A 12,197-nucleotide genomic window follows, 5' to 3' on the forward strand; every position below is an offset into this window, starting at 1 on the left:
CGCGGCCCGAGGCGGGTTTCGCCGTCCGCAGTGAGGACGTCGCCGCGCCGATGTCGCGGCCTGACTGCGCCGTATCGGCTTGCTCTTCCGTTGACGGGTGTCTGTCACGCCTGCTGGGTGGCGCGTAGATGGCTTTCGTCGGTGGCGGCCCAGCTCGCGAGCAGTTCAAGGCCGTCGCCGGATGGGGTGCCAGGGATGGCGGTGTAGGTGACGATGGTCAGCGGTGTGTCGTCGCCGGGCAGTTCGAGGGCTTCGTGGGCGAGTTCCAGCAGGCCGATGGCGGGGTGGCGGAATCGCTTGACGCCGTGGCGGTGCACGTAGACGTCCTGGGCGGCCCACCAGCCGCGGAAGGGCTCGCTGTGCATGGACAGCTCGCCGATCAGACTCATCAGTTGCTGGTCGTACGGATTCGCGGCGGCGGCCAGGCGCAGCGCGCCGACTGATTCGCGGGCGATCTTCTGCCAGTCCGGGTAGAACGCCTGGGCGTGCGGGTCGAGGAACGCGAACCGCATCGAGTTCACCGGCCGGGCAGCGGAATGGAACAGGGGCGCGTACAGCGCCTGGCCCATCGGGTTGGCGGCCAGGATGTCGAAGCGGTGCGTGCGCAGGAAGGCAGGCACGCCGACCATGGAGTCCAGGACTTGGCGGATGGCGGGCCGGATCTCGGGGGCACTTGTCCGCGTGCGGGCGCGGGCCGGGGTGCTGCCGGCCGCGCGGGCGAGGTGGTGCAGGTGCGCGGTCTCGGTGTCGTCGAGTTGCAGGGCGCGGGCGAGCGCGTCGAGGACGCTGTCGGAGGCACCGGCGAGGTTGCCACGTTCGAGGCGGGTGTAGTACTCGACGCTGACTCCGGCGAGGGCGGCGACCTCTCCTCGGCGCAGTCCGGCGACGCGGCGGCTGCCGTGGGCGGGGATGCCCGCCTGTTCCGGGCTGATCTTTGCCCGGCGGGAGCCGAGGAACGCGCGGACTTCGCTACGGTTGTCCATGCCCTCAGGTTAGGCAGCCTGGACGGCTTGAGGGGGTCCCTGCCGGTACCCCTTTGAGCGGTGACTCCCTCCCCGGTCCGGTGTGGGTTTCCATGGGTAGGCCGGCCTCGCGCTGCGCGGCCATCACCACGGAAAGGCATAACCGCCATGCGCGCCACCCTGTACGGACCCGCCATCGTGGGTGCCGTCGTGGGGAAGCAAGCGGCGGCGGTCACGATCCGCCTGCTCCCTCGGCCCTGAGAGGACCGTCATGCCCACCATCCCGCACTTGACGCTCAACAACGGCGTTCAGATGCCCGCCATCGGCTTCGGCGTCTTCCAGACCCCGCCGGACGAGACCCGCTCCGCCGTCGAGGCCGCGTTGTCGGCCGGTTACCGGCACATCGACACCGCTGCCGCGTACGGCAACGAGCGCGAGGTCGGCGAGGCCATCGCGAAGTCCGGCATCGACCGCAACGAGGTCTTCGTCGAGACCAAGATCTGGATCAGCGATTACGGGTACGACCAGACGCTGCACGGTTTCGAGAAGAGCGCCAGGAAGCTCGGTGTCGACCAGATCGACCTGCTGATCCTGCACCAGGCGCTGCCCACGGAGTTCGACAGGACCCTGGACGCCTACCGGGCCCTGCAGACGCTGCTGGCCGACGGCAAGGTTCGCGCCATCGGCGTCAGCAATTTCATGGTCGACCACCTCACCCGGCTGCTCGACACCGCCACCGTCGTTCCCGCGGTCAATCAGATCGAGGTCCACCCGTACTTCCAGCAGCGCGAGGTGCGGGCTTTCGGCGCGCAGCACGGCATCCTCGCCCAGGCGTGGGCGCCCATCGGCGGCATCACCTTCTACCGCGACAGCGGCCACCACAGCACCCTCGAAGACCCGGTCCTCGGCGAGATCGCGCAGGCGCACGGCAAGAGCCCGGCCCAGGTGATGCTGCGCTGGCACGTGCAGCAGGGTCGCTCGGCCATCCCGAAGTCGACCAAGCCGGCGCGGATCGTCGAGAACTCCGACGTGTTCGACTTCGAGCTCACCGCCGAGCAGCTCGCCGCGATCGACGGCCTGGACACCGGCAAGCGCGGCGGCCCCGAGCCCGCCGACATCACCCTGGAAACCTTCGGCCGTCCGATCCCCGAAGCCTGATCAACCTGGAGCACACCATGCGTACCGCGAAACTCGGCAAGCTCGACGTCGGCCGGATCGGCCTCGGCGCGATGGGTATGTCGCACGGCTACGGCGGCGGCAGCGACGACAACGAGTCCATCCGTACCATCCACCGGGCCGTCGACCTCGGCGTCACGCTCATCGACACCGCCGAGGTCTACGGCCCGTACGTCAACGAGGAACTGGTCGGCCGCGCCCTGCCTGGCCGCCGCGACCAGGTCGTGCTGGCCACCAAGTTCGGTCTGATCTCGCACACCGGCCGGGGCGCGGGCCGGCCCGACAGCAGCCCGGACAGCATCCGTACCGCGGTGGAGGGGTCGCTCAAGCGGCTCGGCACCGACCACATCGACCTCTACTACCAGCACCGCGTCGACCCAGACACCCCGATCGAGGACACCATGGGCGCCCTCGCCGACCTCGTCCAGCAAGGCAAGATCCGCTACGTCGGACTGTCCGAAGCCTGGGCCGGCACCATCCGGCGCGCCCACGCCGTGCACCCGGTCACCGCGCTGCAGTCGGAATACTCGATCTGGACCCGTGACCAGGACGAGCTTCTGCCCGTGCTGCGCGAACTGGGCATCGGCCTGGTCCCGTACTCTCCGCTCGGCCGCGGCTTCCTCACCGGCGCCCTGCGCACACCAGCCGACCTGGAGAAGCTCGACGACAGCGACTTCCGCAAGAACCACCCGCGTTTCACCGGCGAGAACTTCCAGCGCAACCTGCGCATCGCCGACCAGGTGCAGCAGATCGCCGACCAGATCGGCGCGACCCCGGCCCAAGTGGCCCTGGCCTGGGTCCTCGCTCAAGGCGACGACATCGTCCCGATCCCCGGCACCAAACGGGTCAGCCGCGTCGAGGAGAACACCGCCGCCGACGCCGTCAGGCTCACGGCCGAGCAGGTCGCCGCGCTGACCGCGCTACCTCCGGCGGAGGGCGGCCACCACACCGACGACCAGATGAAGCTGATCGAACGCTGAAGTCGTCCGTCTGGAGTAAACGATGCGACATCGCACCCAAGCTCGCCGAACTGACCGACGAAATGCTGTTCGGAGACGTCTGGGATCGCCCCGAGCTGAGCCGCCGGGCCCGCTCGCTGATCACTGTCGCTGATCGAGAACGCGGTGCCGGCCAGCTCGGCGCGCGGCGATTTCCGCGCCCCAGCGGCAAGGTCATGAGCTACTCGAACCCCGCTGTCACGCTGCGTGACTTGGCGGCGCGAAGGGGTGGGCCATGCTCGTGCCGATGGTCATCCGGTCAACGCGGCGACCGAACTTTGCTCGGGCTGGCGCGCCTTGTCACACCCAAGAGCACGGCCCACCGGCGCCACAGAGGCGACGGTTCTAATCCTGGCTTCAGGTTGACCGGGGAGAATGAGCGGCAAAAGCATCGACTGGAAGGGGGCGGGCCGGAGTGCGGATCCTGATCGCGGATGATGACGCGGCCATCCGTGAGTCGCTGGAGCGGGTGCTCCAGGTCGAGGGTTACGACACCAGCACCGTCTCCAACGGTCTCGCCGTGCTCGACGGGGTCGGTGGGGCCGACGGTGACACGCTGGATCTGCTGATCCTCGACGTGATGATGCCGCGCCTCGGCGGGTTGGAGACCTGCCGACGGTTGCGGGCCGCGGGTCGGGATCTGCCGGTCCTGATGCTGACCGCCCGTGACCAGGTCTCCGACCGGGTCACGGGGCTGGACGCGGGCGCCGACGACTACCTGCCGAAGCCGTTCGCCACCGAGGAGTTGCTGGCCCGGGTGCGAGCCCTGCTGCGCCGGCGCACGCCGGCCGACGAGGAGTCGCAGATCCTGTCGTACGCCGATGTCCGCCTCGATCCCGACAGGTTCGAGGCGTGGCGTGGCGGGCGGCCGCTGCGCCTGACCCGGACCGAGTTCTCCCTCCTGCAGGTTCTCGTGCGCAACGCGACCCGGGTCTTGACCCGCGACGCGCTGTTCGAGGCGATATGGGGCTTCGACATGAGCACCACCGCCAACAACCTCCAGGTATACGTGAGCTACCTGCGCCGCAAGATGGAGGCCGAGGGCGAGCCGCGATTGATCTACACGCTGCGCGGCCTGGGATACACGCTGCGGGAGACGCCTCCGTGAGCATGCACGCCCGCCGGGAACCGCGCCGGCTGACCCGATGGTGGCGCCGGCGGTCCCTGCGGACCAGGATGACGGTGATCGCGGCGACGGCCATCGCGGTCAGCGTGTTCGTGGCCTTCCAGGTGGCCAGCGAGCTACTGGACTGGCAGCTGCGGGACACCGCCGAGAATCAGCTACGCGCCGACTCCCGCGTCCTGGCGACGAACGCGGAGCGCGCCGGTCTGGCGCAGGTTCAGCTACCGCCGTATCCCGGATCAGGTCGGCTGGTGCGGGTCATCCTGCCCGACGGCTCGACCCGGACGCCGGCCGGCCAACCCGCGCTGCCCCCCGTCAGCGAGCACGCCGGGCGCGTGGCGCAGGGCGCGTCAGCCGACCTGATGGAGTCGAAGGACGGCGACGACGACGGCTACCACGTCTACACGCTGCGGGCGGGTGACGGCGCGGTCCAGGTGGCCGGCGTCGCCGACGACAGCCCGATCAACCAGTTCGGGTTGGGCATGCTGCTGATCGGGCTGCTCTGCGTGGTCGGCGGCGCCCTTGTCGGGCGGACCGTTGCGCGGACCGGGCTGGCACCGATCGACCGGCTGACCGCCGCCGCGGTACGTGTCGCGCACACCCAGGATCTCGACGCCGACATCCCGGATGAGGGTGGTGGGGAGATCCGGCGGCTGATCCGGGCGATCAACGACATGCTCGCCGCGCTCCGGGACTCCCGGCGGGCCCAGCGGCTGCTCGCCGAGGACGCCGCCCACGAACTCAAGACCCCGCTCACCAGCCTGCGCCTCAATATCGAGCTGCTGGTCCGGCTCGACCGGCGCGGCACCCTCGACACCGCCCTCTCGGCGGAGAGCCGGACCCGGCTGCTCAACGATCTCGGCGCCCAGGTGGCCGAGTTGAGCACCCTTGCCGCCGAGCTGACCGACCTGGCGCGCGGTGACGTCAGCGACGAGAGCACCGAACTGCTCGACCTCGCCGACGTGGTGGTGGCCGCCGCGACCCAGGCCCGTTCCCGGGTGCCCGACCTCGAGGTCGCGTTCGACGTGACCTCCGTGTGGGTGAGCGGGCGTCCCGCCGCGCTCCGGCGAGCGGTCCTCAACCTCATCGACAACGCCGGCAAATGGTCCCCCGCGGACCAGCCGGTCCAGGTCCGGCTCCGTGCGGAGGGCGCGTCGGCGGTGCTCGAGGTCGACGACGCCGGGCCGGGCATCGACGCCGCCGACGTACCGCGGGTGTTCGACCGGTTCTACCGTGCCGACAGCGCCCGGGCGTTGCCGGGATCCGGTCTTGGGCTGTCGATCGTGCAGCGGGTCGTCCACGCCCACGGCGGCCGGGTCACCGTCGCCCGCTCCGCACGCGGTGGCGCGCTGCTTCGGGTCGTCCTTCCGGCGGCGGCCCCGACCGCCCCGATCGCGCGGCTCACCGCCGAGGGAGACACCGCGGTGCGCTGACCCACCTCGGCCGCACGGCGCAGGAACAAGGGCGGCGACCGTCCGGCCCGTGAAAGATCCGGGACGGTCGCCGCCGCGCTCACCGTTGCAGCGCGAGCTCCTCTTCGCCGGCGAGCGACCGTGGCCCGTTCGGCGGCTCCGCCGTCGGCCGGGACAGCCGACCCGGCCACCAGATCCGCCGGCCGATCAGCAGGGTCAGGGCGGGCACCAGGACCGACCGCACCAACAGGGCGTCGAGCAGCACGCCGAAGGCGACCAGGAACCCGACCTCGATCAGCATCACCAGCGGAAGCGTGGTGAGGACCGCGAACGTGGCCGCCAGGACCAAGCCTGCCGAGGTGATGACGCCACCGGTGGCCGAGAGGGCTTTGAGCATGCCCTCGCTGGTGCCGAGACGCACGGTCTCCTCCCGGGCCCGGCTGGCCAGGAAGATGTTGTAGTCGACGCCGAGCGCCACCAGGAACAGGAATGCCAGCAGCGGCACCGAATAGTCGATGCCCTTGAACCCGAGGATCGTGTCGAAGATGAACACGCTGCCGCCGAAGGCCGCGGCGAATGAGACGATCACGGTGGCCATCAGGACCAGCGGGGCCACGATCGCGCGCAGCAGCAACCCGAGGACGATCAGGACGACGGCGAGCACCAGCGGGATCACCAACTTCTCGTCGCTGCTGGTGGTCACCTCGGTGTCGAGGTTCTCCGCGCTCGGCCCGCCGACGATCGCCTCCGCCCCGCTCACCGCGTGCACGGCGGCGCGTACCCGCTTGATCGTGTCGTACTCCGCGACGGTGTCCGGCGCGTCCGTCGGGAACACGGAGATGTCGGCCCAGCCACCGCTGGTCCGGCCCGGGACGGCCACGGCCACGCCGTGAGTGCCCTTGACGATGTCGAGTACCCGTTCCTGGTACGCCGGCCGGGTGAAGACCGTCATCGGCTGGCCGCCGAGCTCCGGGAAGTGCCGGCGGAGAACGGTGAAGCCGGTGACCGACTCCGGCGCGGACAGGAACTGGTCCTGCACCCGCAGGGCGCCGGTGTTGCCCGCCAGCCCGACGGCGAGCACGCCGAGGATTCCGAACGAGCCGAGCGTCGCCACCCACCGGCGGCGGCTGATGGTGGTGCCAAGCCGTCCCCACAGCCCCGGCTTCTTCTCCACGGCCGTACCGAACCGCGGGATGGCCGGCCAGAAGATCCGCCTGCCGAGCACCACGAGCACCGCCGGGAACAGCGTCAGCATGGCCACCAGCGCGCACAGGATGCCGGCCGCACCGATCGGGCCCAGTCCGCTGGTGCTGTTCAGGTCCGCGGCCAGCAGGCAGAGCAGGCCGGCGACCACGGTGGCCGCGGACGCGACGATGGCCGGCGCCGCGCCGCGTAGCGCGTGCACCATCGCGACCCGGACGTTCTCGTGGTGGTGCAGTGTTTCCCGATATCGAGCGATGAGCAACAGCGCGTAGTCCGTGCCGACGCCGAACACCAGGATCGTCAGCAGCGCCGAGTTCTGGTCGTTGACCACGATGCCGAAGCCCTTGACGAGCAGGTAGACGGTTGCCATCGCGGTCAGTGCCGCCGCGCCGACGGCCATGAGCGGGATGAGCCACAGCACCGGGCTGCGGTAGGTGAGGATGAGCAGGACCGTGACGACGACGACAGTGGTGAGGAAGACCTGCAGGTCGATGCCGTCGAAGACGGCGTCCATGTCGCCGTCGACCGCGGCCGGACCGGTCACGTCGAGTTGCAGGCCCGCGGGGCGGTCCTTCGCGGCGTCACGCAACGGGCCGACGACGGCCTCCGGTCCGCCGTAGGTCGTGCTCACGTCGAGGGTGAACATCATCGCCTTGCCGTCGGTGGAGAGCCTCGTCGACGGGCCCTCGTCGTCCTCGCCGGCCACAGCCTTCGGCGGGTACCGCTTGGTAAGGGTGTTGTAGTGGCGCTCGACCGTCGCGCGGTCGGCGTCGGTCATGCCGCCGGCGCGGTGGTACACGAAGACGAACGTGTTGTCCTCACCGCCCGGGAGACTGTCCTCCAGCACCGCCACCTTGGTCGACTCGGCACTGGCCGGCAGGGTGTCCACGGCCCTGTCGGTGGTGACCGAACTCAACTTTCCGCTCAACGGCACCATGACCGCCGCCAGCGCCACCCACAAGCCGATCACCAGCCACGGCACCCACCGGCCTGCCAGCCGACCGGGCGGCGCCTCCCTGGACGGCACTGCGTTGACTGCCATCAATAGCCTCCTGCGTTCGCGTTACGTCGCTCATCTGAGGCCGAATTCGTACCGAGCGAATCTGAGACGACCGTTAGAACGGCGCTCCGGAGAGCAGTACCGCGGTACCGCCCATCTCCCGAGAGTGACGACCGCGGTACGACGAAACGGGACGGAATCGGGCCTAGCTTTCGAGCCATGACGAAACCTGATAGCCCACTGTGGAAATTCGGGGCGGGCACCATGGCGCTGGTGACGGCGTTCGCTGTCGTCGCCGCCTGCGGGTCGGACGCCGACGACAAAGCGGCGCCCGCCGCGTCCGGCCCGCACAGCGCGCACGCGGGCGGGTCGTCAGCTCCACCGAAGCCGCTGCGCGCCGGCGAGCGGTTCGTCGACCTGAGGATGGCCGAGGCCTACACGCCCGCGCCGCCGGAGGGCGGCGGCTCGGACGAGTACCGGTGCCAGGCGATCGATCCGGGCCTGACCAGGACGGCGTTCCTGACCGGGACCCAATTCGCACCGGAGAACGTCGCCATCGCGCACCACGCCATCGTGTACGCGGTGCCGCCGGGCGGCGCCGCCGCGGTGCGCGAACAGGACGCGAAGACCCCTGGTCTGGGCTGGCAGTGTTTCGGCGGGACCGGCGTGGCCGGCGCCGAGGTCGAAGAGGGGGACGCGGCGTGGGTGGACACCTGGGCGCCGGGCGCCACGGAGACGCTGCTCGACCAGGACGCCGGCTACAAGCTGGAGCCAGGCAGCCTGCTCGTCCTCCAGATCCACTACAACCTGCTCGCGACCGACGGCAAGCCGACCGGGTCGGACCGCTCGGCGGTGCGGCTGCGGCTGACGGACGGCACGCCGCAGACCCGGGAACTCGAAACGTGGTCGGTCGACGCGCCGACCGACCTGCCCTGCGCCGCCGACGAGTCGGGTCCGCTCTGTAACCGGGCGGCCTCGATCGCGGACGTGACGAAGCGGTTCGGGCCGGACGTCGGCGAAATGGCGGACCGTCAGGTGGAGGAGTGCGGCCGGGGCGTGCCGAAGCCCGGTGACACCCAGACCTGCGACCACGAGGTGGAGGCGCCGATGACGCTGTTCGCCGGTTTCGGCCACATGCACATGCTCGGACGGGCCTTGAAGGTCGAACTCAACCCGGGCACGCCGAACGCCAAGGTCGTCCTGGACGTGCCGCAGTTCAACTTCGACAACCAGCGGCTGGTGAAGCTGCCGTCGCCGGTGGAGGTCGGTCCGGGGGACACCCTGCGGGTGACGTGTACGCACGACGTAGGGCTGCGCAAACTGCTGCCGCAGCTGAGGAAGCTGCCGCCCCGCTACGTGGTGTGGGGCGACGGCACCAGCGACGAGATGTGTACGGGCATCATGACGGTCTCCCTCCGCAAGTCCTGAGGAAGCGTCGAACGTGTGTGAGCTCAGCTTTGAGCTCACACACGTCGACACGGAACGGGCTGTGGGCGTGCAGGCGGACCCGAGATGAAGTGCTAAACCGGCCGGGCGAGTCTCAGGTCATAGGCGAGGATGACGGCCTGGATCCGGTCCCGTGCGCCGATCTTGGCGAGGACCCGCCCGACGTGGGTCTTCACCGTCGACTCCGACAGCGTGAACCGTTGCGCGATCTCGCCGTTGGTGAGGCCATGGCCGATGGCGACGAGGACCTGACGCTCACGGCCGGTCAGGAAGTTCAGCCGAGGATCCTCCCGCACGGGCCCGCAGAGGTCATCGTCGAGCCGGTCGGCGAACGCGTCGAGCAGCCGCCGGGTCAGCGCCGGCGCGATCACCGCGTCCCCGGCGGCGACGGCCCGGATGCCGGCGAGCAACTCCTCCGGGCGGATGTCCTTGAGCAGGAAACCGCTCGCCCCGGCCCGCAGCGCGGCGAACGCGTACCGCTCCACGTCGAACGTCGTCAGCACCAGGATCCGCGAACGCCCACCGGCCGCGACGACGCGCCGGGTGGCCTCGATCCCGTCGACGCCCGGCATGCGGATGTCCATCAGCACCACGTCGGGACGCAGCTCGGTGATCCGCCGAACGGCCTCGGCGCCGTTCTCGGCCTCGCCGACGATCTCGGTGTCGGGGGTGCTCTCCAGCAGCACGCGAAACCCGAAGCGTTGCAGCGGCTGGGCGTCCACCACGAACACAGAGATCATGAATGGCCGCCTTTCAGGGTCGGATGGACGATCCGGTCGCCGTCCTGTGGGGGCCGACGCTGACCGTGCCGCCGTAGAGCGCGGCGCGTTCGGCCATGCCGGCGAGGCCATTCATACCGAGCGAACCTGAAACGACCGTTAGAACGGCGCTCAGGCCGGTCTGACGCCCGGAGTGTGGTCCGGCGAAGCATTGACGGGCGATTACAGGAACTGTAAGTTCTTGCATCAACTTTCATGAATTGTTTCATGGGGGTTACGGCCGGTGCGCGGCCAACGATGAGGAGCAGTCATGGCCAGGAGACGGTGGACGGCGGCTGGAACAGTGATGGCCGCCTTGGTCGCGACCGCCGCCGGCGCGCTGGGAGGGCAGTCGCCCGCCCAGGCGGCGCCGGGAGCGAAGGATGTCATCGTCACCCTCTTCGAGTGGAACTGGAACTCGGTGGCCCGCGAGTGCCGCGACTACATCGGGCCCAAGGGTTACGGCTACGTGCAGGTGTCGCCGCCGCAGGAGCACCGCCGCGGCGGCCAGTGGTGGGTCGCCTACCAGCCGGTCAGCTACAAGATCGAATCCAACAAGGGCACCCGCGGCCAGTTCGCGGACATGGTGCGGGACTGTCACAACGCCGGGGTGAAGGTGATCGCCGACGCGGTCGTCAACCACATGGCCGAGGGCTCGGGTACCGGCTGGGCGGGTAGCTCGTACACGAACCGCGATTTTCCCGGCACCTACGCGAGCTGGGACTTCCACGACGGTTGCCTGATCAACGAGGCCGACTACCGCACGGACGCGTGGCGGGTGCGCAACTGCGACCTCGTCCGGCTGCCCGACCTCAAGACCGAGAGCGACGCCGTTCGCAACCGGCTCGCCGGCTACTTCAACGACCTGCTCAGCCTCGGCGTGGACGGCTTCCGCGTCGACGCGGCGAAGCACATGACGCCCGCCGACATCGCGGCGGTGCGGGGCAAACTCAGCCGATCCGCGTACGTCGTGCAGGAGATGATCCAGGGCGACGGCGAGGTGATCCAGCCGCAGGAGTACACATCGGCGGGCGAGGTGCACGAGTTCCGGTACGGCCGCGACCTCAAGCGGGTCTTCCAGCAGGAGCGGCTCTCCTACCTGCAGAACTTCGGCGAGGCCTGGGGCCACCTCAACGGCACCGTCGCGGTTCCCTTCGTCGACAACCATGACACCCAGCGCAACGGCTCGACACTGACCTACCGCGACGGCGCCACCTACACCCTGGCGAACGTCTTCATGCTCGCGTGGCCGTACGGGTCGCCGTCGGTGATGTCCGGTTTCGAGTTCGGCAACAACGATCAAGGTGCGCCGCAGGGCTCCGACGGCCGCATCAAGGACGTGACGTGCTTCAACGGCCAGTGGAAGTGTGAGCACCGCTGGCCCGAGATCGGCAACATGGTGGCGTTCCACAACACCGTCAAGGGCACCGGCGTCAACGACTGGTGGAGCAACGGCAACGACCAGATCGCCTTCGGGCGGGGCGACCGCGGTTTCGTGGTCATCAACCACGAGGGCGGCTCGCTGACGCGTACCTTCCAGACCGGGCTGGCGCCCGGCGTCTACTGCGACGTGGTGCACGGCGAACGCGCCGGGAGCGGCTGCACGGGCCCCACCGTCACGGTCGACGGTGCACGACGGGCGACCATCACCGTCGGACCTCACGACGCGGTCGGCCTGCACGTCAACGCCCGGGCGGCCTGATCCGCGGCTGGTGCCGGGCCGGCCGGTCCGGGCGAACTGAACTGAAGCCCGAAAGCCCGGGGATTCACCATGAGGCCTGCAAGAAACAGGTTGCTGCACATGGTTCGGCCGTCGAACATCAGCGATGTGAGCCGAAGCCTGCGAACAGATCCCCGGCCGCGCCAGGCACTACGTCACGCCACCTTGCTCGAGCGGGTGCGGGCGGGTACGAGTGGCTCGTGGTGAATGCCCGACCCCGAATCGACGGCACGCTTGTGAGAAAACTGCTCGAAACGCAGTTCCCGCAATGGGCCGGTCTGCCGCTGCGAGTGGCCGTGCCGGGCGGATCGGACCACGTCATTCATCGGCTCGGCGACGAGCTCGCGGTCCGGTTGCCGCGGCACGCCGGCGCCATCGGTCAGGCCGAGAAGGAGCAT

The 12,197-nt window shown here is 69.7% G+C and carries 10 protein-coding genes; 6 read left to right on the forward strand and 4 right to left on the reverse strand.

Annotated elements, in window-relative coordinates:
• Positions 1-104: 104 nt before the first annotated feature.
• On the reverse strand, positions 105-983 hold the full coding sequence (locus BJ971_RS18235) for a helix-turn-helix transcriptional regulator (RefSeq protein ID WP_184994453.1): 879 nt from the start codon (positions 981-983) through the stop codon (positions 105-107).
• Positions 984-1,251: 268 nt separating this feature from the next.
• Between BJ971_RS18235 and BJ971_RS18240 the strand changes: the two genes are divergently transcribed.
• From BJ971_RS18240 to BJ971_RS18255, 4 genes are all read left to right on the forward strand, one after another.
• The gene (locus BJ971_RS18240; protein ID WP_239087740.1) at positions 1,252-2,121 is read left to right on the forward strand and encodes an aldo/keto reductase; all 870 of its coding nucleotides are present in this window, start codon (positions 1,252-1,254) and stop codon (positions 2,119-2,121) included.
• A gap of 17 nt (positions 2,122-2,138) precedes the next feature.
• Positions 2,139-3,119, forward strand: coding sequence for an aldo/keto reductase (locus BJ971_RS18245; RefSeq protein WP_184994455.1), 981 nt, complete (start codon positions 2,139-2,141; stop codon positions 3,117-3,119).
• Between the two features lie 433 nt (positions 3,120-3,552).
• Positions 3,553-4,245 (forward strand): response regulator transcription factor, encoded by a 693-nt coding sequence (locus BJ971_RS18250; protein ID WP_184994456.1) that lies wholly within the window; start codon positions 3,553-3,555, stop codon positions 4,243-4,245.
• Positions 4,246-4,247: 2 nt separating this feature from the next.
• Positions 4,248-5,693 carry a HAMP domain-containing sensor histidine kinase gene (locus tag BJ971_RS18255; RefSeq protein ID WP_203709581.1) on the forward strand — a complete coding sequence of 482 codons (1,446 nt, stop codon included), beginning with the start codon at positions 4,248-4,250 and terminating at the stop codon, positions 5,691-5,693.
• A gap of 79 nt (positions 5,694-5,772) precedes the next feature.
• On the opposite strand, the gene BJ971_RS18260 is transcribed toward BJ971_RS18255, so the two are convergent.
• Entirely contained in the window at positions 5,773-7,917 is a 2,145-nt protein-coding gene (locus BJ971_RS18260; protein ID WP_184994458.1) for an MMPL family transporter, read from the reverse strand.
• Between the two features lie 222 nt (positions 7,918-8,139).
• On the opposite strand from BJ971_RS18260, the gene BJ971_RS18265 reads away from it, so the two are divergent.
• Positions 8,140-9,303 (forward strand): monooxygenase, encoded by a 1,164-nt coding sequence (locus BJ971_RS18265; RefSeq protein WP_184998941.1) that lies wholly within the window; start codon positions 8,140-8,142, stop codon positions 9,301-9,303.
• Positions 9,304-9,395: 92 nt separating this feature from the next.
• Here BJ971_RS18265 and BJ971_RS18270 read toward each other — a convergent pair whose 3' ends face one another.
• Complete coding sequence (locus tag BJ971_RS18270) at positions 9,396-10,061, reverse strand: response regulator (RefSeq protein ID WP_184994459.1); 666 nt, start codon at positions 10,059-10,061, stop codon at positions 9,396-9,398.
• Between the two features lie 325 nt (positions 10,062-10,386).
• Between BJ971_RS18270 and BJ971_RS18275 the strand changes: the two genes are divergently transcribed.
• A complete protein-coding gene (locus tag BJ971_RS18275; RefSeq protein WP_239087739.1) occupies positions 10,387-11,781 on the forward strand; it encodes an alpha-amylase in 1,395 nt (464 codons plus the stop codon).
• A 173-nt stretch (positions 11,782-11,954) separates the two neighbouring features.
• On the opposite strand, the gene BJ971_RS40635 is transcribed toward BJ971_RS18275, so the two are convergent.
• Complete coding sequence (locus BJ971_RS40635; protein WP_221478801.1) at positions 11,955-12,197, reverse strand: hypothetical protein; 243 nt, start codon at positions 12,195-12,197, stop codon at positions 11,955-11,957.

It is taken from the genome of Amorphoplanes digitatis (assembly GCF_014205335.1).
Classification (GTDB): Bacteria; Actinomycetota; Actinomycetes; order Mycobacteriales; family Micromonosporaceae; genus Actinoplanes; species Actinoplanes digitatus.

What these genes read in the sequence shown, in the direction of transcription:
- BJ971_RS18265 (WP_184998941.1), top strand. Translation starts at nt 8,140, where the DNA reads ATGGCGCTGGTGACGGCGTTCGCTGTCGTCGCCGCCTGCGGGTCGGAC.
- BJ971_RS40635 (WP_221478801.1), bottom strand. Translation starts at nt 12,197, where the DNA reads ATGCTCCTTCTCGGCCTGACCGATGGCGCCGGCGTGCCGCGGCAACCG.
- BJ971_RS18275 (WP_239087739.1), top strand. Translation starts at nt 10,387, where the DNA reads ATGGCCGCCTTGGTCGCGACCGCCGCCGGCGCGCTGGGAGGGCAGTCG.
- BJ971_RS18260 (WP_184994458.1), bottom strand. Translation starts at nt 7,917, where the DNA reads ATGGCAGTCAACGCAGTGCCGTCCAGGGAGGCGCCGCCCGGTCGGCTG.
- BJ971_RS18235 (WP_184994453.1), bottom strand. Translation starts at nt 983, where the DNA reads ATGGACAACCGTAGCGAAGTCCGCGCGTTCCTCGGCTCCCGCCGGGCA.
- BJ971_RS18245 (WP_184994455.1), top strand. Translation starts at nt 2,139, where the DNA reads ATGCGTACCGCGAAACTCGGCAAGCTCGACGTCGGCCGGATCGGCCTC.
- BJ971_RS18270 (WP_184994459.1), bottom strand. Translation starts at nt 10,061, where the DNA reads ATGATCTCTGTGTTCGTGGTGGACGCCCAGCCGCTGCAACGCTTCGGG.
- BJ971_RS18255 (WP_203709581.1), top strand. Translation starts at nt 4,248, where the DNA reads ATGCACGCCCGCCGGGAACCGCGCCGGCTGACCCGATGGTGGCGCCGG.